The organism is Porphyrobacter sp. YT40 (assembly GCF_006542605.1).
Lineage (GTDB): Bacteria > Pseudomonadota > Alphaproteobacteria > Sphingomonadales > Sphingomonadaceae > Erythrobacter.
Genome location: NZ_CP041222.1, coordinates 2,016,041 through 2,035,687, shown reverse-complemented (window position 1 = coordinate 2,035,687; position 19,647 = coordinate 2,016,041). Strand labels below are relative to the sequence as shown.

The 19,647-nt window shown below is 66.3% G+C and carries 22 protein-coding genes; 5 read left to right on the top strand and 17 right to left on the bottom strand.

Annotation, left to right across the window (positions count from 1 at the left end):
* Positions 1-21: 21 nt before the first annotated feature.
* The 3 genes from rpsG to E2E27_RS09455 all read right to left on the bottom strand — a co-directional run bounded on the left by rpsG (position 22) and on the right by E2E27_RS09455 (position 1,971).
* Positions 22-492 carry a 30S ribosomal protein S7 gene (gene rpsG / locus E2E27_RS09465; RefSeq protein ID WP_086609092.1) on the bottom strand — a complete coding sequence of 157 codons (471 nt, stop codon included), beginning with the start codon at positions 490-492 and terminating at the stop codon, positions 22-24.
* A 153-nt stretch (positions 493-645) separates the two neighbouring features.
* A complete protein-coding gene (rpsL, locus tag E2E27_RS09460) occupies positions 646-1,017 on the bottom strand; it encodes a 30S ribosomal protein S12 (RefSeq protein WP_006831873.1) in 372 nt (123 codons plus the stop codon).
* A 384-nt stretch (positions 1,018-1,401) separates the two neighbouring features.
* A complete protein-coding gene (locus E2E27_RS09455; protein WP_181443404.1) occupies positions 1,402-1,971 on the bottom strand; it encodes a helix-turn-helix domain-containing protein in 570 nt (189 codons plus the stop codon).
* Positions 1,972-2,134: 163 nt separating this feature from the next.
* On the opposite strand from E2E27_RS09455, the gene E2E27_RS09450 reads away from it, so the two are divergent.
* Positions 2,135-2,863, top strand: coding sequence for a helix-turn-helix transcriptional regulator (locus E2E27_RS09450; protein WP_141458704.1), 729 nt, complete (start codon positions 2,135-2,137; stop codon positions 2,861-2,863).
* Between the two features lie 587 nt (positions 2,864-3,450).
* On the top strand, positions 3,451-4,023 hold the full coding sequence (locus tag E2E27_RS09445; protein ID WP_141458703.1) for a hypothetical protein: 573 nt from the start codon (positions 3,451-3,453) through the stop codon (positions 4,021-4,023).
* Here E2E27_RS09445 and E2E27_RS09440 read toward each other — a convergent pair.
* The 5 genes from E2E27_RS09440 to apaG all read right to left on the bottom strand — a co-directional run bounded on the left by E2E27_RS09440 (position 4,020) and on the right by apaG (position 7,750).
* Positions 4,020-4,775, bottom strand: a complete 756-nt coding sequence (locus E2E27_RS09440; RefSeq protein WP_141458702.1) for an ankyrin repeat domain-containing protein — start codon at positions 4,773-4,775, stop codon at positions 4,020-4,022. The genes E2E27_RS09445 and E2E27_RS09440 overlap by 4 nt on opposite strands.
* Positions 4,772-6,061 (bottom strand): Tle-like phospholipase domain-containing protein, encoded by a 1,290-nt coding sequence (locus tag E2E27_RS09435; RefSeq protein WP_181443403.1) that lies wholly within the window; start codon positions 6,059-6,061, stop codon positions 4,772-4,774. Before E2E27_RS09435 ends, E2E27_RS09440 begins: the two co-directional genes overlap by 4 nt.
* Positions 6,058-6,390, bottom strand: coding sequence for a hypothetical protein (locus E2E27_RS18715; protein WP_181443402.1), 333 nt, complete (start codon positions 6,388-6,390; stop codon positions 6,058-6,060). The genes E2E27_RS09435 and E2E27_RS18715 overlap by 4 nt, the downstream gene beginning before the upstream one ends.
* Before the next feature lie 112 nt (positions 6,391-6,502).
* Positions 6,503-7,297, bottom strand: a complete 795-nt coding sequence (locus tag E2E27_RS09430; RefSeq protein WP_141458700.1) for a LysR family transcriptional regulator — start codon at positions 7,295-7,297, stop codon at positions 6,503-6,505.
* 39 nt (positions 7,298-7,336) lie between these two features.
* A complete protein-coding gene (gene apaG / locus E2E27_RS09425; protein WP_141458699.1) occupies positions 7,337-7,750 on the bottom strand; it encodes a Co2+/Mg2+ efflux facilitator ApaG/CorD in 414 nt (137 codons plus the stop codon).
* Between the two features lie 138 nt (positions 7,751-7,888).
* On the opposite strand from apaG, the gene E2E27_RS09420 reads away from it, so the two are divergent.
* The gene (locus E2E27_RS09420; protein WP_141458698.1) at positions 7,889-8,599 is read left to right on the top strand and encodes a M15 family metallopeptidase; all 711 of its coding nucleotides are present in this window, start codon (positions 7,889-7,891) and stop codon (positions 8,597-8,599) included.
* Here the strand turns inward: E2E27_RS09420 and E2E27_RS09415 are convergent.
* From E2E27_RS09415 to E2E27_RS09390, 6 genes are all read right to left on the bottom strand, one after another.
* Positions 8,562-9,689, bottom strand: coding sequence for an alpha/beta hydrolase (locus E2E27_RS09415; protein WP_181443401.1), 1,128 nt, complete (start codon positions 9,687-9,689; stop codon positions 8,562-8,564). The genes E2E27_RS09420 and E2E27_RS09415 overlap by 38 nt on opposite strands.
* Positions 9,690-9,847: 158 nt before the next feature.
* Complete coding sequence (locus E2E27_RS09410; protein ID WP_141458696.1) at positions 9,848-11,863, bottom strand: alpha/beta hydrolase family protein; 2,016 nt, start codon at positions 11,861-11,863, stop codon at positions 9,848-9,850.
* Positions 11,864-11,954: 91 nt separating this feature from the next.
* Positions 11,955-12,584 (bottom strand): 2-hydroxychromene-2-carboxylate isomerase, encoded by a 630-nt coding sequence (locus tag E2E27_RS09405; protein ID WP_141458695.1) that lies wholly within the window; start codon positions 12,582-12,584, stop codon positions 11,955-11,957.
* On the bottom strand, positions 12,581-13,126 hold the full coding sequence (locus E2E27_RS09400) for a hypothetical protein (RefSeq protein WP_141458694.1): 546 nt from the start codon (positions 13,124-13,126) through the stop codon (positions 12,581-12,583). Before E2E27_RS09400 ends, E2E27_RS09405 begins: the two co-directional genes overlap by 4 nt.
* Entirely contained in the window at positions 13,123-14,340 is a 1,218-nt protein-coding gene (locus E2E27_RS09395) for a trans-sulfuration enzyme family protein (protein ID WP_141458693.1), read from the bottom strand. Before E2E27_RS09395 ends, E2E27_RS09400 begins: the two co-directional genes overlap by 4 nt.
* A gap of 10 nt (positions 14,341-14,350) precedes the next feature.
* A complete protein-coding gene (locus E2E27_RS09390; RefSeq protein WP_234036006.1) occupies positions 14,351-14,899 on the bottom strand; it encodes a TetR/AcrR family transcriptional regulator in 549 nt (182 codons plus the stop codon).
* Between the two features lie 75 nt (positions 14,900-14,974).
* Here E2E27_RS09390 and E2E27_RS09385 point away from each other — a divergent pair, with 75 nt between their 5' ends.
* Both E2E27_RS09385 and E2E27_RS09380 read left to right on the top strand, forming a co-directional pair.
* The gene (locus E2E27_RS09385; RefSeq protein WP_141458692.1) at positions 14,975-15,370 is read left to right on the top strand and encodes a hypothetical protein; all 396 of its coding nucleotides are present in this window, start codon (positions 14,975-14,977) and stop codon (positions 15,368-15,370) included.
* Positions 15,371-15,519: 149 nt separating this feature from the next.
* Positions 15,520-16,854 (top strand): phospholipid carrier-dependent glycosyltransferase, encoded by a 1,335-nt coding sequence (locus E2E27_RS09380; RefSeq protein WP_141458691.1) that lies wholly within the window; start codon positions 15,520-15,522, stop codon positions 16,852-16,854.
* A gap of 4 nt (positions 16,855-16,858) precedes the next feature.
* Here the strand turns inward: E2E27_RS09380 and E2E27_RS09375 are convergent, their stop codons facing one another.
* Genes E2E27_RS09375 through recO form a run of 3 tightly spaced genes read right to left on the bottom strand, consistent with a single transcriptional unit; the run spans position 16,859 to position 19,631 of the window.
* Positions 16,859-17,953, bottom strand: coding sequence for a glycosyltransferase (locus E2E27_RS09375; RefSeq protein WP_141458690.1), 1,095 nt, complete (start codon positions 17,951-17,953; stop codon positions 16,859-16,861).
* A 6-nt stretch (positions 17,954-17,959) separates the two neighbouring features.
* Positions 17,960-19,018 carry a 3-isopropylmalate dehydrogenase gene (leuB, locus tag E2E27_RS09370; protein ID WP_141458689.1) on the bottom strand — a complete coding sequence of 353 codons (1,059 nt, stop codon included), beginning with the start codon at positions 19,016-19,018 and terminating at the stop codon, positions 17,960-17,962.
* 13 nt (positions 19,019-19,031) lie between these two features.
* The gene (recO, locus tag E2E27_RS09365) at positions 19,032-19,631 is read right to left on the bottom strand and encodes a DNA repair protein RecO (protein WP_141458688.1); all 600 of its coding nucleotides are present in this window, start codon (positions 19,629-19,631) and stop codon (positions 19,032-19,034) included.
* Between the last annotated feature and the right edge of the window lie 16 nt (positions 19,632-19,647).

The following is a 19,647-nucleotide window of genomic DNA, read 5'->3' as shown; positions in this document are numbered from 1 at the left end:
GCTGCCCACAATCCGAGCGTTTTACCAGCGGTAGTGCGAGAAGGCGCGGTTCGCATCCGCCATGCGGTGCGTGTCTTCGCGCTTCTTCACCGCATTGCCGCGGTTGTTGGCCGCATCGAGCAGCTCACCCGACAGCCGCGCGGCCATCGTGGTTTCCGGACGACCGCGCGCGGCAGTGATCAGCCAGCGGATCGCGAGCGCCTGGGCACGCTCGGGGCGAACCTCGACCGGCACCTGATAGGTCGCACCACCGACGCGGCGGCTGCGCACTTCGACCTGCGGCTTCACATTGTTGAGCGCATCGTGGAACAGCTGGATCGGATCGGCCTTGGCCTTCGCTTCCACCGTTTCCAGAGCGCCATAGACGATCTTTTCGGCAACAGCCTTCTTACCGTCGAGCATGAGGTTGTTCATGAACTTCGACAGGATCTGATCCCCGTACTGGGGATCGGGCAGGATGACCCGCTTTTCGGGACGACGACGACGTGACATTGCACGAATTCCTTATCTTGGCCTTGCTGCTCCCCCGCGAAGGCGGGGGCCTCGGGCAGCTTGGCGAAACCTAGAGGTTCGACCTGGAGGCACGCGATCCCCGATAAAATCGCTCAAGGCGATTTTTCGAGGATGACCTGTCCCCCGGACAGGTCACTTCGGACGCTTGGCGCCGTACTTCGAGCGGCTCTGCTTGCGATCCTTCACGCCCTGCGTGTCGAGCACGCCGCGAAGGACGTGGTAGCGCACGCCGGGAAGGTCGCGCACACGCCCGCCGCGGATCAGCACAACCGAGTGCTCCTGCAGGTTGTGGCCTTCGCCGGGAATGTAGGAGATGACCTCGCGCTGGTTGGTCAGGCGAACCTTGGCCACCTTGCGCAGCGCCGAGTTCGGCTTCTTCGGGGTCGTCGTGTAGACGCGGGTGCAGACACCGCGCTTCTGCGGGTTCTGTTCCATCGCAGGGACCTTACTCTTGGCCTTCTGCGGAACGCGGCCCTTGCGGACCAGCTGGTTGATCGTCGGCATTAAGTTCTCACTTCACCAGGTTGATGGTGAGCACGGGTGCCGGACGATGGAGGGAGAGAGGGGATTGCCTTGCCGAACTCTGCGTGAACCCCCGCGAAGGCGGGGGCCTCAGGCCGCAAGCGAAACCGCCTGCGACACGAGATCCCCGCCTTCGCGGGGACTCGCAAGATCGACAAGCCGAAACGCTCCACCCATGTCGTCAGGCCCTTCGGCCACCGGGTTACTTTGACGACTGCCCCTCGTGGAGAGGGACGAGGCCGCCAATGTTCAGCTCGCTTCCGAAGGGCATGCCCTGCGGAGGATGGGGGCCCTTAGGCGGGTTTGGGTTGGGGGTCAAGGGTGGGTTATCGAGCGACCGAAGGAACCCGGACCTATCGAAAGCAATCAATATCGAACAGAGGCACCACATCGTTTGCGCGGTCTGGCCTCGGATCCTTGCCGAATTACGGTTTCGACATAGGCATTCATCGCATCGCGCGCCTTGTCCGTCATCATTACGAAAATTCGCCGCTTGTCCAATTCGTCGGCAGCGCGGCGGATATAACCGCGCTCCTCAAGAGTGCGGATGTAACGAAGGGCCGTGGTGCTCGGCACGCCGCTTCCGATGCACAGCGAGGAAACACTCAGGGTCGTCCCCTTAAGATCGGACCGATACAAATCCAGAAGCATCGCCCATGTCGGATCGAAAAACAGATCATCGTCGAAAAACTTGAGCCGCGCCTTGCGTGCAGCCATGATGGACTCGACGACCGCGAGGGCCTCTTGCCGGTCATGCTCCGCGCCGAAATCGGCGAGCTTCCAGCCGCTCGATGGACGTGCGATGCCGCCATCGAATACGTCATTTGCGATCGTGCGAACGCTTCCAGCGTCGCGGCTATCTTTGCGCTGCGCACCTGCCAACCTGCTTTGCATGAAAGCAGTGAGGCAATCGGTACACTCGCTGGCAAGTTTCATTTCGGTTGGCATGCCAAACGAAATAGCATATGTTTCAAAAGCTTTCTGTCACACAATCAGGTGTCACATGATCAGGTTACGTAGAACCGTAACAATTTAAGGGTGGTCGGGGCGCAAACCCGTTCCCGGTTGGGGGCGGGCTGACCACAGTCGTACGGAGTGGATGGGCGCAGGGATTCCCAAAGAGAATTTGATCAGCCGGATTTCTGAGGCTGAGGACGTCACCACGGTGCTTGGCGTCATGTATGATTCCTGCCTTGCAATCGGCGGAGACAAATTCAGCTATCACCCCGAAGTGATGTTCGAAGGAATTGCGTCAGCCCGATCGAGGGTATTCGCCGTGGGCTACTCCAAAGAGTGGATGAAGCTCTACATCTCCAGCGGCCTGCGGCTCGTCGACCCGATACCTGATCTGATCATGAAAATGGGTCGCCCGATGACCTGGCAGGAAGCCCTGACCCACATCACGCTGGACGCCAAGGCAGCAGCCCACATCGAGGCAGGCAACAAGCATGGCCTTCTGGATGGCCTCGGCTTCCCGCTCTGGGGGCCCAAGGGAAACAACGCCTACGTGGCAATCGGTTTCCGGGACAATGTCGTGAACCTGCCGGCTGCGACAATACGCGGCGAACACATGTTGCTGACGGCTGGCCATCAGAAGATTCAGGAACTGGTGTCGAAACAGGCAACCTCATCCACCTTGTCGGAGCGCGAGCGGGAGGTTCTGACCTGGCTCAGCAAAGGCAAGAGCAACAACGATGTTGTCACGATCCTGAACATTTCCGCTGATACGGTCGCGACCTACAAGCGTCGCATCTACGGCAAATTGGGCAGCAACGACAGAATTGCGGTAACGATCAAAGCGTTGCGGCTCGGGCTGATCAGAGTTTGATATTTGAGGAATAGCTGTCCGGATCGGCTCTGCCCTTAGCCCCACGCAATTCAGCGCAGCCCGAGGGCCCGCCTCGCCCGTCATTGCGAGCCGAAGGCGTGCCGGGTGATAGACGGGCACAGCACAAACCATGGACCGCCCTCGCCTCTGGCCGCGTCCGCATTCCGCGGACTGCTTCGGCCCTAGCGGGCCTCGCAATGACGCGGCGGGGCGGCGGCAGGCAATGCGCCCTTGGCGTCTCCCCTTTCCTTTGCGATCTCTGCGTGAACCCCCTTCTTGCACCGGGCGCCTTCATCTTCGCGTCTTCGCGTGAACCCGGGGAGCCTCGGGAGACAAAAAGGGGGGACGGACGCGGGGGCTGTGGCTTCCCGAGTTGTTTGTTTTCGCCCTCAAGCGCCGGGCGACGGACATCCGTCCGCCTGGGCTTCCGCGCCATAAGGCGCGGCGCGCGGTCGCGCTTGCGGCGCTTTGCGCCGGTTCATCGCCATACGTGACGTTGGTGGCTCCGACCCCACCCCCGACCCCTCCCCTCAAGGGGAGGGGGAAAGGGTTTTCCTACTCTCCCCGAAGGTGCCACCCCTCGCCCCATGCCGCGCACTCCCTCCCCCGATCCCCCGCCCGGCGAGACGCTGCTCGTCAACAAGCGCAAGCATCCGCGGCAGGCGACCTCGCGGGTGGCCTTTGCCGAAATGCTCATTCCCGATGACGATCCGGTGCTCGACTTCCGGCCCTATCGCCACAAGCAGCCGCGCGGGAACTCGATCACGCCCGATGTCCAGCGCGCCTTCATCTATCAGCTGGCGATGAGCGGGATCGTCAAGCAGGCGGCGACCAGGGTCGGCAAGAGCCTCGAGGCGCTCTACAAGCTGCGCGAGCGGCCGGGCGCGGAGGACTTTGCGCGGGCGTGGGACGAGGCGCTCGAGTGGGGGCGATTGCGGCTCGAGGATTGTGCGCTCGAGCGGGCGCTGCATCAGGGGGCGCACGATCCGCAGGCCAATGCGATGCTGTGCTGGGTGCTGCAGTATCGGGGCGCGCACATGGTCGACTCGCGGCAGGTGCGCCCCGGCCACTGGCTGTGGGACCGCATCCATCACGAGATCACCGGACGCTGGCCCGACGAAGACGATGTTGATGGGAACGAGGTCCGGGCGGTAGCCTAGGACGATGTCTCGCCGCGCGGCCCGTCGTACCCGGCAGGCGGAACCGGATCGAGCCCGAGCCCGCGCAGATGCTCGTAGACGCGCACCTTGTCGTCCCACAACGGGCTGTCGGGCAGGGTCGCGCCGGGGACCTTGAACGCCTCGACCAGCCCTTCGCGCGCGCGCTGGCCGGACAGGTCGGCGCCCAGCGTGATCAGGTGCCACACCACGTCCCAGTCCGCGCCATAGGCCGCGAACACCACCAGCGGCTGGTTGTTGGCGATCGCATCGAGATCGGCGCCGCGCGCGTGCATCAGCGTGATCGCCTCGAGATTGGCGCCATTGAGGAACCGCACGATCACCGGATCGCCGTCGGGCCGCACGGCATTGGGATTGCCACCCGCGTCGAGCACCAGTTCGAGCAGCGCGGGATCGGTCGCATAGCGGTTCACCGCCAGCGTCATCGCCGTGTCGCCGTCCGCGTCGGCCAGATTGGGGTCGGCCCGCGCGGCGATCAGCGCCGCCGCCGCCCGCGCCTTGCCGGTGCCGACCGCGAAAGCGAGCGGAGTCACGCCGAGCGCCCCTTGCGCGTTGGCATCGGCCCCGGCGGCGAGCGCGGCTGCGACCGCCTGCGGATCATCCGCGATGATCGCCTGCTCCAGCACGGCATTCTGGCCTTCGAACTGCATTGTCACTTCCTCGTCCCGAAATTGTGCAAACCACGCCGCGCCGCCGATGAGGGCCAGCCCGGCAGCGATCAATGCCAGCTTCATGATCCGCACGTTCTGACAAACTGCTGCAAGGCCGCGCGGTCGGCCTCCAGCTGGTTCTCCATCGGCCCCAGCACATTCGACATCTGGTGCTGTACCAGCTTGCCGAACCGCGCCTCGTCGTCCCTCGCCCCCGTGGTGCGGCCCAAGAAGGACATCGAATTGGGCACCGTCTCGTGACTGGACGACCTTACCGGGGGAAACAGCCGGTCGAACCCGGGCGTTTCGGCGGCTCCTGCGATCATCTGATCGACCGATTCGAGAAACCGCGCCCGGTCGGCCTGAAAGGCGCGGTTCGCGGCAGCCTTGCGCGCGGCAAGATCGGCATTGCCGCGCCCGCCGATCGCCTGCAGCGCGGCATGCGCGGGGTTCTGATATTCGATCGTCATCGGATTGAGCGATCCGGGTGCCTCCCCGGCGAGGTGATTGCGCAGGAATTGCGCATTGCGCACCTCGCGGGCGGGATCGCGGGTGTTGTTCATGAAAGTCAGGAAATCGCCCTCGGCACTGAAGGACGAGGTGCGGCTCTGCAAGGAGGCGAAATTCGCCTGCCCGGTGCGGCGCAGCGAAGCCTCGTGCAGGCCCGAACTGTTGAACACATAGACCCGCGAATTGGGCGAGAGCAGCCCGGCCTCCTGCGCCAGCCCGCCGCCTTTGGAATAGCCCCCGATATCGAAGCGCTGGCCCGATGCATTGAGCTTGGTCGACAGGCGCCGCGCGGCGGCATATTGATCGGTATCCTGCCCCTGACCGTTGAAAATATTGGTCTTCCAGTCGACCAGCGATTTCGGCTGCGTATCGCGCGAGACCATGATCAGCCGCCCGTCGGTGCGCGAGCGGTAGATCGCCGCGCGATAGCCGGTCTGGTCGTTGCGCAGATCATTGGGGGTGATCGCATTGGGGCTGCCGGGCGGAATGCCGAGCTCGCGGTTGAGCGCATCCGCATCGAGCGGCAGACGTTCGAGGCAGGGGCCGGTCACCGGTGCGTTGGCCCTGTCGCCCAGCTGGTTGAGGTCATTGGCGGCGCGCGCGCTGGGGATCGCATTGCCATAGCGTTCGAACCGGTTGGCGACCTGTTGCATCTCCGGCGCAGCGGCGGCGCAGTTCATCCCCCCGCGCGCCCGGCGACCTGTCCGCTGGTTGGCGAGCGATCCGTTCTGATAGGCGCTCGCCAGATCACGTGCGCCGCGGGTCAGGGCCTGATCATCGGCCCGCGCATCGGCGCAAGGGTCGGGGCAACACTGCACCGGCCCGGCCTGCCGCCGCCCCCGCCCCCCCTGCCCGCTCACAGATCGTCCTCGTCGAAGGCGGAAAAGGCGAAAAAGCCCCAATTGTCGAGATCGGCCTTCATGCGCGAGGTGTCGTTGCCGCCAGACGGCGGCGGCGCGGTCTCGCGCTTGAGCGCCGCGCCGAGCGCATGGGCGTGGCCCAGTGCGAGCTCCATCTGATCGACCTGCGGATCGAACAGCCCGCTCCACAGCTGGCGGCATCGGTCGCGATCATGCAATGCCGCGCGATAATCGGGATGGCGCGTCCTCTCTTCGAGGAAGCGGAACACGAAGGCATAGAAATCCGCCACGTCGAAGGAGGCATAGAGATCCTCCGAGACCTTGAGCATGCTTTCCCCTCCCCGACCAACAGGCCTGCACCGCGGGGGAAGGTAATTGAAGCCCCGTCAGACGCAAGTCCTATGCGCCAGTCGGCGGGTGCTGGCGCCTTGCATCGCTATCTCAGCCACCGGCGCCAAGAAACGCCACCAGCGCGCGCACTTTCTTGCTGCGCCATTGCGGTGGCGGGGCGAGCAGCCAATAGGCGCGGGTGCCGGGTTGCGGCTCGTCGAGCGCGGTGAGGCTGCCACGCGCGATCGCGGCTTCGGCCAGCGCTAGGGGAAGTACGGTGCGCCCCATGCCGGCCAGCGCCGAGGCCAGCGCCTGCCCGGGAGATCCGGCGCGGATGCAGGGGTTCACGCCCTCAGGCAGCGGCATTCCCGGCCAGTCGATCCACGCATCCCGATATTCGGGCGCGGCGACGGTGACGCGCATCGCAGGGGCGAGCTGCACCCCTTGCAGATCACCCGGCCCGTCCACCAGCCGGATCGCCAGATCGAGATTGGCCTCGGTGAAATCGGCGTCTTCATCGGGCGCGAGAATATATTGCACACCGGGGGTGCCCGCCTGAAACACGGCAAGGCGCGGGGCGAGCCACTCGGCATAGAATTCGCGCGGGGTCGCGATGGTGTAGCGGTCGGAAGCCTGCCCCGCCTGCATCGCGGCGACGCTTTCCTCGAACCGCAGGAAGCCTTCACGCAAGGGGTCGAGACCGGCTTCACCCTCGGGCGTCAGTTCCAGCCCCTTGGGCGTGCGGCGGAACAGCACGATGCCGAGCACATCCTCGAGCGCGCGGATCTGCTGGCCCACTGCGGCAGGGGTGACGGCAAGCTCGTCCGCGGCGCGGGTGAAGGAGAGGTGCCGCGCGGCGGCATCGAAGACGCGCAGGGCGTTGAGGGGCAGATGGGTGCGCTTCACGCTCGCGGGATTAAGCCCGCCCGCGCCGCGCTGCAAGCCTTAGCGGGGGCTGCGGCCTTCCGCTGTTTCGGGCGCGGCAAGCGGAAAGAAGGGGATGCGCACCTCGACCGGCGAACCATCGGCGCGTTCGAAGGTGTAGAACCCCTCCATCGACCCGAACGGCGTCGTCAGCGGGCAGCCCGAGACATAGTCGTGGCTTTGGCCGGGAGCGAGCAGCGGCTGTTCGCCCACCACGCCTTCGCCATCGACATGGTTGACCATCCCGCGCCCGTCGGTGATCCGCCAGTGGCGGGTGCGCAGGCGCAGGCTCTCGTGCGAAGCGTTCTCGATGCGGATGTGATAGACCCAGAACCACTTGCCCGCCTCCGGATGCGACTGCTCCGGCAGGTAGTTGACGGCGACCCTCACGGTGACCCCGTCGGTGGTGGCGGCGTGCTGGAAGAACTCTTTCATGACGCCTCCGAAGTTAGCGATTCTTTATGCGCTCACAAGAGGCCCAACGCGCTTAACCACGGGTGTATCCCGATCGGACGAGGGTTTTTCCCCGAGCCACGTGTTGCGAGCGGGTCACGGGGAGGATAGCCTGTCGCGATGTTCTCCCCGCCCCGCCCGCCGCTGATCACCCGCCGCACGGCCTTGCACGGTGCAGCGACCGCGCTTGCGGCAGGGGTGCTCACGGGCTGCGGTATGCGCGGCGGGGCGCGGCCGGCTGTCACTCTCCCCATCGACCCCGCCGCCGACCTCGCCCCCGATCTGGTCGACCTCGCGCGGCTGGACCCGCGCCTGAACTTCGACATCCGCTATGCCACGCCTGCCAATTTCATGGGCCAGGTGCTCTACCCCGTCGCCCGCGCGGTGGCGCAGCGGCCTGTGGCCGAGGCGCTGTCAAAGGTGCAGACCCGCGCCGAGGCGGCGGGCTATGGCCTGCTGATCTTCGATGCCTATCGCCCCTGGCGCATCACGCGGCAGATGTGGGAGGCGACTCCGCCCGAGAAGCGCGAATTCGTCGCCGATCCCGCCACCGGATCACGTCACAACCGGGGCTGCTCGATCGACCTGTCGCTGCACCGGGGCGGCGTGGAAGTGACCATGCCCAGTCCCTATGACGATTTCACCCCCGCTGCCTACCGCAGCAACACCGCTGCACCCGCAGAGGCGCTGCGCCGCAGCCGGATGCTGGAAGAATGGATGGTTGCCGAGGGTTTCGTCCCCCTCGCCAACGAATGGTGGCACTACGACTGGGCCGAATGGCGGCGCTATCCGATCATGGATCTGCCGCTGGAGGCGGTGACGGCGGGGTGATCGAGGGAAGTTTGCCGCGCCCGAAATCGTCCGGACCGAAATTGCCCGCCGTCAAGGCAGCGCCCGGCTTCATCAGCAAACACCAGCCGTAAAATGCGCCGGGTGCGGCATTCTTCTCGGCCCAAGTGGCGGGTCTGGCAATCGCATGACGGCAGGTTCCGGCATCGAGATTGGCCCGCGCCCCGGCGGTGTAGCCCAGCGCGCGGCCGCCATCGTAAAGAAAGGGGATGGGGCTGCCGGTGCGCGCCGGGGTCAGATAGAGCGTCCGGAACGCGTCGAGCCAGCCCATCAGCGCCATCGTGCGATGTTCCTCGCTTGCCGAGCGATCGACAAAGGCCCACTTCAATCCTTCGGGCGTGCTGGTTTCGAAGGCCGAGACCAGTGTCCCAAGCCATTTGCCGCTCAGATTCCCGACGCCTTCGTCGCCCATCGTGAAATAGATTCGCCGGTCGGATCGGGCGTGCGCGGCGAGCTTTGCCGCGGCTTCCTCGGCGACGCGGCCCTCGTCCCACCAGATGCTCGGCGTGAGCGCGATGTAATCGTCGAACATGTCGGGCCGTTCGAGCAGGGTATCGACCACGAACAGCCCGCCGAGCGAGGCGGCGGTCAGCACCTTGCGCTCGGTCCGGTAGCGCGATGTCACCCAAGGGATCACGTCGCGCGCAAGGAATTCACGGAACCGGGGCGCTCCGTTGGGCTGCATCCGCTCGCCGAACAGCGCCGTCAGCGTCTCGGGCGCCATGCGCGCCAGCGGCGGGGTGAGTTCGGCGTAGCGATTGTCGGTGCGCACGCCGATAAGGATGAAGGGTTCGAAACTGGTCGAGAATTCTGCCTCTGCGGCAATTCCGGCGAGCAGCTCGAAATCCTGTTCGGGGCCTCCGTCGATCGAGAATATCACCGGGTAACGGCGTTCGGGGTCGTCCGCATAGCCGCGCGGCAGCCGGACCGTGACGAGCTTGGTTTCGCCGTAGACGCTCGATGGGATTCTGTGCGCGGAGCCGATCACGATGGGCTCGCCCTCGGGGTCGGCCAGAACGGCGTGATCGGCTGGCACCTGCGCATGGGCGGCAGTGGAGACAGCGATAGCCAACAGGGCCGCCGCCGCTGTTCGAGCAATAATGTGCATGGTCAAAATTCCTCGCGCCAGGGTCGGTTACGCCGCACTTAGCCTATCGTGCGTGAGGAGGCACACCCTCGTCCGCTTAGCGCGCTGGGCAAAGCGGCTTTCGTGGCCCGGCGCGCAGCCCCTCACTCCCCCGCCGCCGCGACCGTCACCGGCGCCGGATCGGCCGGATTGTGCTTGTCGAGGAAGGCTTCGAGCGCGTCGTACCATTGCTGCTCGTTCTCGGGGCTGGAGAAGCTGTGGCCCTCGTCCTTGATTACCAGCGTTTCGGGCTTCAGCGGCGCGGTGCGGGTGGCCTTTTCGAACAGGTTGTACTGGCTGAAGGGCACCACCACGTCCTTTGTGCCGTGGGCCAGCAGCAGCGGGCGCGACAGGCTGTCGGCGCGCGAGACGGGGGAGACAGACTTGACCTCGGCGACCCCGGCCCCGCGCACCCGGTCCTTCCAGCGCTTGAACCCGCCGCGGCTGAAGGACTGGCCGTCGTAACGCAGCTGCTTTTCGAGATCGGTGACGCCTGCCCAGCTGGCCGCGCAGCGGTAGCGTTCGGGGTTGCGGATCACCGCCCACATCGCCGCATAACCGCCATAGGAGCCGCCGACCACGCAGACCCGCGCAGGGTCCGCCAGCCCCTCCTTCACCGCCCAGTCCATCGCATCGTCGAGATCGTCCTGCATCTTGCGCCCGATCTGCCCGGTGCCGAGCTCGAAAAAGGCATCGCCATAGCCGCCCGAGCCGCGGAAATTGGGTTGCAGCACGGCATAGCCGCGGTTGGCGAGCAGCTGGACCTCGTCGTTGTATTCGAGCTTGTCGCGCACCCCGTAAGGCCCGCCGTGGGGCATGATGACGAGCGGCAACCCCTTGGCCTCGCGCCCGCGCGGCAGGGTCAGATAGCCGCGGATCACCGTGCCGTCGCGCGCGGCGTATTGCATCGGCCTGGGCTGTGCGAGCAGCCGGAAATCGAGCGCCGGGCGCAGCTGCGAGACCTCGTCCATACGCTTGGCGGCGGGCTCGAACATGTAGAGCACACCGGGATCGGCCTCGTTCCCGGCATAGACCAGCATCCGCGACCCGTCCTTGGCGCGGCTGGGCACCCACACCTCGACATCGCCGAGGGCCTTCTTCATCAGGGCGTATTGCTTGCGCGTGTCCTCGTCGAAGTAATGCACCTCGTCGCGGTCGGCAGTGAAATAGGCGGCGAAGGGCTTGCCGTCCTTCAGCGTCACCCGGTCGATGTCCCATTCGGGGTGTTCCCAGACGGTCTCGACCGTCTCGCGCGTGGCGAAGTTGAAGCGCCTGAGGCCGACCCGCCCGGTCTCGCCTTCGGACAGGACATAGCCTTCATCCGATCCATTGAGGATCTGGAGCGCGTCCCAATAGCCATCGGCGCGCTCGCCCTCCTTGATCTTCGCGATCAGCTCCAGCTTTCCGCCGGGCTGCGAGCGATAGAAGATCTTGAGCCGCCCGTCCTTCCAGCCCGAACCCATGCGGACATTGCCCACGTCGTCCGCTACCCAGTTCCAGACCCCGTCGCGCGGGGTTTCCACGGTGGTCGCGCGGCCATCGGCGCTCAATTCGTGCCGCATCACCGAGGGCCAATCGTAGATCGTCTTCTGGATCGCCACGAGCATGTAGGATCCATCCTCGGCGACATGGATGACATTGTCGCCCTGCACCACGTCCGAACGGCTGAACATCGGGGTCATGATGCCGCTGACGACCTCGATCAGGATCAGCCGGGTGTAGCGCACGTCGTCGCCGAAAAAGGTGCCTGCGCGCGACAGCGAGAGCAGGATCTTGTCGTCGGTCACCCAGCGATACCATTCGAACTGGTCGTCGGGATCGGTGCCGAAGGCGCGGATGACCTGCTTGCTGTCGACCCCGGTGACGAGGAACTGCGCAAGCCCGTCCTTGCGGCGCATGAAGGAGAGCATCGTGCCGTTGGGAGACAACTGCGCATCCCAGAAGGCCGAGCGCCCGGCGAACTGCGTGGTGGGGATCGGCGGCGGCGGACCTTCTTCAGCGGTGGCGGGCGCGGACGGAAGTTGCGGCGCGGGTGCTTCCTGCGCAGCCGCAGGCAGGGCGGCGAGCGCAAGGCCCATGCCCCATCCCAGACCGGCGATGGCCCGGACAATCCTCGTCATGCGAAACCCCCTCGTGCGTCCCCCGATTCGCCAAGCCTATGTTTTGGCGCGCCAATGGCAAGCGGAATGCGGTGAAGCGCGAGGCGCGGTGTCAGCCTTTCGCGAGCACTTCCTCGATCTGGCCGAGGCGTTCCTTGCCGAAAAACATCTCGAAGCTTTCGGCAGGCGCGCCGCTCGTGCCGACAAACATCGTCGGGATGCCGAAGGCCCCGCGCGCGACCACCGCATCGGTGTTGGCGGCAAGGCCCTGCTTCACGTCGTCGCTCTGCGCGCGGGCGAAGAGGTCGGCGGCGTCGAACTGCGCGTCCGTCAGCACCGCGCCGATGGCTTCGGGCGAGGCGATGTCGAGCCCCTCCTCCCAGATCGGCCGCAGCAGCGCCTCGACGAACTGCACCCCGCGCCCGTCCTGATCGGCAGCGAAGAGCATCCGCTGAAGCAGGATCGAATTGAACGGAAACTGCGGGTGCAGGCGATATTTGGTGAGACCATGCTTCGCGATGAAGCGCTCCATCTCGAGCATCGCATATTCGTTCTTGCCCTTCACCTCGGCATCGCGGTGCATCGGGGGGGCATTGCCGGTCAGCTTGTGCATCCCGGCAAGGAACACCGGGATTACGTCGAGCTCGGCCTCATGGCGGTTCACCAATTCACGCAGCGGCCACCAGATCAGGTAGGCGTTGGGGCTGACGAAATCGAAGACGAGTTCAACACGTTTGGTCATTGGTTGATCACTCCAAAATGGCATTGCAGGGCGAGACGCGTCGCCGGATCGACCTTGGGACGGCTGCGCTCAAGCGCCTCGCTTGCGCGGGAGTCGGTGCTTGCGGCATCCAACCGGCAGTGCAGATCATCGGCAAATTGCTGGAGCGCAGCTCTGTCGCCATCTTCACGCAGCACCAGCGTCACCCCGTCATCGACGCAGCAGCCGATGAAGGCGCCGCGCTTTTCCTCGGTGATGACCAGTTCGACCGAATGCGCGAGGAAGGCCAGCGGGCGGCGCGGGCGAACCCAGGCATAGTAGTCGAAAGTCCCGTCGAAAGATCGGCCGATAAGCCCCGCTTGGCGGAGCGGCAGAAGGACATCGTCGGGTCTCAGATCCGAGGCCGCATCGCCGGGGCCAAAAGAGCGCGCGAGGTGCGTGACGGCAGCCTCGAATGCGCCTTCAGCCGTAACGCGGGGCGCCGGTTCGGCGGCGGCAGGACGACCCCACAGGCCCGTGACGACCGCCGCAACGGCGCAGAGGAGACCCCGCCCTGCCCTCACATTCCCGCCGCGGCGAGCGCCTGGTCCATGTCTTCGGTGAGGTCGGCGATGTCCTCCAGCCCCACGTTGATGCGCAAAAGCCCCTCGGTCACGCCCATTTCCGCGCGCGCCTCTTCGGTGAGGCCGGCGTGGGTGGTCGAGGCGGGGTGGCACATCAGGCTGCGCGCATCGCCGATATTGTTGGAGATATCGACCAGCTTCAACGCATCGAGCAGCGCAAAGGCGCGCGCGCGCGTGCCGACGTCGAGTGCGAAGATCGGGCCGGTGGCATCCATCTGCGACATCACGAGATTGTGCTGCGGGTGGCTCGGCAGGCCGGGGTGGAGCAGATGGCCGCCCGCCGCCGTCACGCGCGGTTCGAGGAATTCGCCCAGCGCCACCGCCTGTTCGGATTGCTTGAAGGCGCGCATCGGCAGCGTCTCCAGCCCCTTCAGCACGACCCAGGCGTTGAAGGCGCTAAGCGTCGGCCCGGTGTTGCGCTGGAACGGCATCAGCACCTCGTCGATCCATTGCTTGCTGGCGCAGATCGCACCCGCCAGCACGCGGCCCTGCCCGTCCATCAGCTTGGTCGCGGAGTAAGCCACCACATCTGCGCCGAATTCCATCGGGCGTTGCAACACCGGCGAGGCGAAGGCGTTGTCGACCACGGTGGTGATCCCGTGCGACTTGGCAAGACCGCAAACGTAAGCAAGATCGACCACGTCGAGCGTCGGATTGGCCGGGGTCTCGAAGAAGAACACCTTGGTATTGGGCCGGATCCCGGCCTCCCACGCGGCGTTGTCGGCGCTGTCGATAACGGTGGTTTCGATTCCGAATTTGGGCAGCAGGTTGTCGACCAGCCAGCGGCACGAACCGAAGGCGGCGCGCGCGGCGACCACGTGATCGCCCGCCGAAAGTTGGCACAGCAAGGCCGCCGTCATCGCCGCCATCCCACTCGCCTGCGCGCGGCAGGCCTCGGCCCCTTCGATCAGGGCGATGCGTTCTTCGAGCATAGCGACGGTCGGGTTCTGGAGGCGCGAATAGGTCATGCCCTCGGCCTCGCCCGCGAACCTTGCGGCGACCGTGGCCGCATCGTCATAGGTATAGCCCGAGGTGAGGAACAGCGCCTCGCTGGTCTCGCCGTGTTCGCTGCGCCAGGTGCCGCCGCGCAGCGCGCGGGTTGCGGGGCGCCAGTTTGCGGTGGCGGCGCGGTCCATGCCGGTGGTCTTCTTCATGGGCCGGGGCTTAGTGCGCGCCGAGGTCGCTCGCAAGCAGTCCTTCGCTCGCGGTGCGCTCGTGGCCGACAGTCGCCAGCATCAGCGCGCCTTCGAGCAGGGTCATGAGGTAACGCGCGCCCCCGGCGGGATCGGGATCGCCTTCGGGCATCTGCCGTTCGAGCCATTCAAGCTGGCGCGTCATCATCCGGTCGGCGGCGGTGCGATAGCCCGGCAGGCCGCGCGCCGCACCGGCGACGATTTCCCACCACAGCACGAGGAACGCCTGCATCCCCGGCTGCCTCCCCTGCTCCAACAGCCGGTCGAAGCATTCCCTGCGGGTCGCGGCGCGCCCCTCGCCCAGCGCCATGTCGAGCGCGGCGGAGTAGACCCCGGCGATGTAGTCGAGCAGCTCAGTGATCAGCGTCTCCTTGTTGCCGAAATGGTAGATCAGCATTCGGTCGCTGGTGCCTGCCGCCTTGGCGAGCGGGCGCAGGCTCGCCTCGCCCAGCCCATGTTCGAGCACATGGGCGGCGAGCAGCGGGAGCAGCGTTTCGCGGGACAATCGGGCGGTCTGCATTTTCCTCTTGTAGCGGACGCTACATTGCATTAACAGGCGTTTGTAGCACTCGCTACATAACCCGGAGTTTTCGACATGAACACGCTGCAAATCGCTTGGCTGGCCGCGACCACAGGTGGCTTCATCGCGCTTCTTAGCATCCTGATGGTAAAGCGCGAGAGCGGCAGCGCGATGCTGGCGGCGGTGCTGTCGGGCGGCTTTGCCAGCTACACCGCGATCCAGATCGCGCAGGAAGGCGTAATCGGCTTTTACACCAACCACACCCAGAACCTCACCGGGTTGCAGGTGTGGTGGGATCTGGTGATGTGCGCGATGATCGCACTGTTCTTCATCGCGCCGCGCGCGCGCAAGATGGGGATGAACGTCACGGCGTGGGGCATTCTGGTCGGCGGCACCGCCAGCATCGGCTTGCTCGCAATGTGTGCGCGGCTGTTCTGGCTCGAAAATCGCGCCGCGAACGCCGACGCATGATTGACGCGGTGAGCGTCGCAAGGGCGACCGCCCGCCCACAGCGATGCGACCTTCAGGTCGCATGAGCGAGGAATTCGCACGCCGGAGGGCGTGCGTTAATCAAAGCGTCCTTGCCCTTGTGCGAGGGCCTGCCTAAGCGCGCGGGCCATATGGCCCAAGCGCAAGCGCCCTCCTCTCCCGCCGCTGCCCCGCCCCTTCGCCCAAGCGATCCGCTGGGGTGGTGTCTGGCGCTGACCGGGCTGTTCGCCCTCATCAGCGGATGGCGGCTGGCGATCCCCTCGATCCCCTATTTCGACGAGGTGCACTACCTCCCCGCCGCGCGCGAGATCCTGTCGTGGTGGCAGACCGGGCAAGGCAGCTATCTCAACCGCGAGCATCCGCTGCTCGCCAAGCTGCTGATTGCGCTGGGCATGGGGCTGTTCGGCGACACCCCGCTGGGCTGGCGCATCATGCCTTGGGCCTGCGGCGTGCTGGCGTTTTTCGCCGCGACCCGCGCGCTGTGGCATGCGAGCCATGATCGCTTCGCCACGATCGCCTTCGCCGTCTTGCTGGGGACGGGTTTTCACCTCTTCATCCACACCCGCATCGCGATGCTCGACATCGTGATGGTGGCGGCGCTGACCGTGGCTGCATGGCAGTTCGCCGCCGCCTGCGCCCAGCCGGAAGAGGGCCGCTGGCGGCTGGCACTGACCGGCATCGCGATCGGGGCCGCGCTGGGGGCCAAGTGGAACGCCATTCCGCTCGCGGTGGTACCGGGGATCACCTTCTTCATCGCCCGCGCGCTGGCCGGGCGGCGGCGCCTGCTGCTCAGCCGCAGGGGTGCGCCGGTACCGGGCATCACATTGGTCGAGGCCTTCGTGTGGCTCGGCATCCTGCCGCTCGCAGTCTATGCCCTGACCTTCCTGCCGGGCTATTGGCTGGCCGACTATCTCCACCCCTCGCCGCTGGCCGAGAAGGGGCTGATCGGGTTCCACCGCCACATCTTCGAGCTGCAAAGCCAGTTGATGACCCCGCACCGCTACATGAGCACCTGGCCGCAATGGGTGCTGAACGCGCGCGGGGTGTGGTATCTGTTCGAGCCGATTGACGGGGCACAGCGCGGGGTGCTGCTGATCGGCAATCCGCTGACGATGTGGCTCGGCCTGCCCGCGCTGCTGTGGTGCCTGGGGCGCGGGATTTGGCAGCGCGACCGCGCGCGGCTGGCGGTGGTGATCGGCTATGCGGTGAGCCTCGGCTTCTGGATCGTCGCGCCCAAGCCGGTGCAGTTCTATTACCACTATTTCGTGCCGAGCTTCTTCCTGCTCGCCGCGCTGGCGCTGACCTGCAGCGACCTGCGCCGCTGGACTCGAGGCAAGTGGCTCGCGTGGGGCATCCCTGCGGCTTCGGTGCTGGTCTTCGCCGGCTTCTTCCCGATCATCGCCGCCCTGCCGCTGGCCGATGGCGACAGTTACAAGACCTGGGCCTGGGTGCGCGGTTGGCGGTAAGTCTTTAGAACCTTCCCCACACGAAGCGGCTGGAAAGGGCGTAGTTCCAGACCGATCCGACCACGATCCCCGCCAGCGCGGCGATGGCCCAGTGGATGCCGCGGCCTTCCATGAAGGTCGCGATCGCGACATTGGCGAAGGCCCCGACAGCGCAGGTGGCGATGAAGCCCAGCCAGCCGCGCAGCAGCGGCCACGCCCCGGTCAGCCGCTTGTCGCGATAGGTCAGCCAGTTGTTGAGCCAGAAGTTGAAGCTCATCGCCACCAGCACCGCCGCAGTCTGGGCGATGGCGAAGCGCTCCCCGAAGGCGAACAGCAGCGCCGAGAGCACGGCGAAATGCACCACCACGCCCAGCGCGCCGACGGTGCCGAACAGGGCGAAGCGGGTCGGGATCACCTTGCCCAGGGTCTTGTCGTAGAGCCCGGCGAGGAAATCGAACAGAATGGCGCGGTCCAGCTTGCTTTCTCCTTCGCGGCGGGCCGCGAAATTGAGGGGGAATTCCTTGACCTTCATCGGCGCATCGGCGGTCGCCAGCAGGTCGAGCAAAATTTTGAAACCGATCCCCGACAGACGCGGCACCAGCGTACGCGCAGTCGCGGCGGGGAGCATGAAATAGCCGCTCATCGGATCGGTGAGCTCCACCCCGGTGATCTTGCGGGCGATGGCATTGGCGTAAGTCGAGAGCCGCTCACGCTCGGGCATGGCCCATTCGGCGGTGCTCGCCCCTTCGGCAAAGCGGCTGGCGACGCAGATCTCGGCCTGGCCGGATTGAAGGGCAGAAAGCATCCCCGGCAACAGCGCGGGATCGTGCTGGTGGTCAGCGTCCATCACCGCCACAATAGGTGCCGCCGTGGCGCAGAACCCCTCGATCGCGGCGCTCGCGAGGCCGCGCCGCCCGATGCGCTGGATTACCCGCACGCGCGGATCGGTGAGCGCCAGCGCGCGGGCTTCGTCCGCCGTACCGTCGCGACTGTCGTCATCGACGATGATGACCTCCCACACCGCCGCCGTCCCGATCGCGCGGTCGATCCGCTCGACCAGCGGGGCGAGATTGCCGCGCTCGTTGAGCGTGGGGAGGATAATGGCAAGCTCAAGGCTCATGGGCGCTTACAGCCGCTCGCGCACCGCCGCGCCGATCGCCGCAGTCCCGTGGGTGCCGCCGAGATCGCCGCCGAGGATCCCGTCGGCCAGCGCCCGCGCCACCGCCGCCTCGACGCGCGTAGCCTCGGCCTCCATCCCGAAGGAATGGCGCAGCATCATCGCCGCCGAAAGGATCGTCGCCATCGGATTGGCCTTGCCCTGCCCGGCGATATCGGGGGCAGAACCGTGGATCGGTTCATAGAGGCCGAAGGTGCCGAAATCGGTCTGCCGCTCACCCAGCGAGGCGCTCGGCAGCAGACCGATGGAACCCACGGCGGCGCTGGCCAAATCGCTCAGGATGTCGCCGAACAGATTGCCGGTCAGCACCACGCCGAAGCGGTCGGGGTGGCTCACCACCTGCATCGCGGCATTGTCGACATACATGTGATCGAGCGTGACCTCGGGGTATTCGGCAGCGACCTCGACCACGACGTCGCGCCACAGCTGGCTGGTTTCGAGGACGTTGGCCTTGTCGACGCTGGTCAGCGGCAGCCCCGCCACCTGCGCCGCGCGGAAAGCGACATGCGCGATGCGGCGCACCTCCCCCTCGGCATAGGACATCGCGTCCCACCCCTCGCGCTCGCCGCTGTCGGTGGTGCGCTGGCCCTTGTCACCGAAATAGACATCGCCCGTCAGCTCGCGCACGATAAGCATATCGAGCCCGCCCGCAATGTCCGCGCGCAGCGGCGAGAGGTGCTCGAGCCCCGCAAACACCCGCGCCGGACGCAGGTTGGCGAAAAGACCGAGATGCTTGCGCAGGCCGAGGATCGCCTGTTCCGGGCGCAGGTGCCGCTCCAGCGCGTCGCAGGAAGGATCGCCGACCGCGCCGAACAGCACCGCATCGGCCTCACGCGCCATCGCCAGCGTTTCTTCCGGCAGCGGATGCCCGTGGCGATGATAGGCCGCCCCGCCGACATCGCCGCTGAACAGCACCAGCCCCGGCAGGGCGAGGCTTTCGAGCACGGCCACCGCCTCGGCAGTGACTTCGGGGCCGATCCCGTCGCCGGGCAGGACTGCAATCTTCATCTCGGGTGTTCTCTCAGCCTATGCGCGCCAGCCGCTCGGTCAGCAGCTTGCGTGCGCCCATAACATCGCGGCGGTCGCCTGCAAGCAGGTAGGTCGCCAGCTGGCCTTCGAGTATCCCCAGCATCGCGATTTGCGCAGGCCAATCGGGCGCGGGTGGCGGGGCCTGCCCGCCATAGCCGAGTTCGGACAGCAGCAACGCCTCATAGGCCGCCAGCCCGCTTACCCAGCCGCGCGCCGAGGGGGCGATAGCGACCGCCTCCAGCAGCGCGTCGAGCGCCGTGTGGAGTGCCGGATAAGGCTGGCGTTCGGGAAGCACGGCGGCAGTCAGGGAGCAGACCCACTGGATCGCGGCGGCAGGCAGCGGCTCGGTCATCAGCGCGGCGCGCGACTGTTCCAGCTCGAGCCGGGCAAAAGCGAGCTGACTGCCGGGTCGGGTGCTGAATTCGGCGGCGACGCGGTTGCCCGGCACCATCACCGCGCGCATCTGCCGCCCCCGCCCGCCCGCAACATAGGCGGCGACCAGCCCGCGGTCAGCGGTCAGCAGACGCGCCATCGCCCCGGTCTCACGCTGAGGGCGCGAGCCGAGCAGGATGGCAGAGGCTCGCGCGGTCATGTCCCCGCGCTGCCGA

Excerpts from the sequence above, each read along its gene's own strand:
- rpsG (WP_086609092.1), bottom strand. The coding sequence starts at position 492 with ATGTCACGTCGTCGTCGTCCCGAAAAGCGGGTCATCCTGCCCGATCCC.
- rpsL (WP_006831873.1), bottom strand. The coding sequence starts at position 1,017 with ATGCCGACGATCAACCAGCTGGTCCGCAAGGGCCGCGTTCCGCAGAAG.
- E2E27_RS09455 (WP_181443404.1), bottom strand. The coding sequence starts at position 1,971 with ATGAAACTTGCCAGCGAGTGTACCGATTGCCTCACTGCTTTCATGCAA.
- E2E27_RS09450 (WP_141458704.1), top strand. The coding sequence starts at position 2,135 with ATGGGCGCAGGGATTCCCAAAGAGAATTTGATCAGCCGGATTTCTGAG.
- E2E27_RS09445 (WP_141458703.1), top strand. The coding sequence starts at position 3,451 with ATGCCGCGCACTCCCTCCCCCGATCCCCCGCCCGGCGAGACGCTGCTC.
- E2E27_RS09440 (WP_141458702.1), bottom strand. The coding sequence starts at position 4,775 with ATGAAGCTGGCATTGATCGCTGCCGGGCTGGCCCTCATCGGCGGCGCG.
- E2E27_RS18715 (WP_181443402.1), bottom strand. The coding sequence starts at position 6,390 with ATGCTCAAGGTCTCGGAGGATCTCTATGCCTCCTTCGACGTGGCGGAT.
- apaG (WP_141458699.1), bottom strand. The coding sequence starts at position 7,750 with ATGAAAGAGTTCTTCCAGCACGCCGCCACCACCGACGGGGTCACCGTG.
- E2E27_RS09420 (WP_141458698.1), top strand. The coding sequence starts at position 7,889 with ATGTTCTCCCCGCCCCGCCCGCCGCTGATCACCCGCCGCACGGCCTTG.
- E2E27_RS09410 (WP_141458696.1), bottom strand. The coding sequence starts at position 11,863 with ATGACGAGGATTGTCCGGGCCATCGCCGGTCTGGGATGGGGCATGGGC.
- E2E27_RS09405 (WP_141458695.1), bottom strand. The coding sequence starts at position 12,584 with ATGACCAAACGTGTTGAACTCGTCTTCGATTTCGTCAGCCCCAACGCC.
- E2E27_RS09395 (WP_141458693.1), bottom strand. The coding sequence starts at position 14,340 with ATGAAGAAGACCACCGGCATGGACCGCGCCGCCACCGCAAACTGGCGC.
- E2E27_RS09390 (WP_234036006.1), bottom strand. The coding sequence starts at position 14,899 with ATGCAGACCGCCCGATTGTCCCGCGAAACGCTGCTCCCGCTGCTCGCC.
- E2E27_RS09385 (WP_141458692.1), top strand. The coding sequence starts at position 14,975 with ATGAACACGCTGCAAATCGCTTGGCTGGCCGCGACCACAGGTGGCTTC.
- E2E27_RS09380 (WP_141458691.1), top strand. The coding sequence starts at position 15,520 with ATGGCCCAAGCGCAAGCGCCCTCCTCTCCCGCCGCTGCCCCGCCCCTT.
- E2E27_RS09375 (WP_141458690.1), bottom strand. The coding sequence starts at position 17,953 with ATGAGCCTTGAGCTTGCCATTATCCTCCCCACGCTCAACGAGCGCGGC.
- leuB (WP_141458689.1), bottom strand. The coding sequence starts at position 19,018 with ATGAAGATTGCAGTCCTGCCCGGCGACGGGATCGGCCCCGAAGTCACT.
- recO (WP_141458688.1), bottom strand. The coding sequence starts at position 19,631 with ATGACCGCGCGAGCCTCTGCCATCCTGCTCGGCTCGCGCCCTCAGCGT.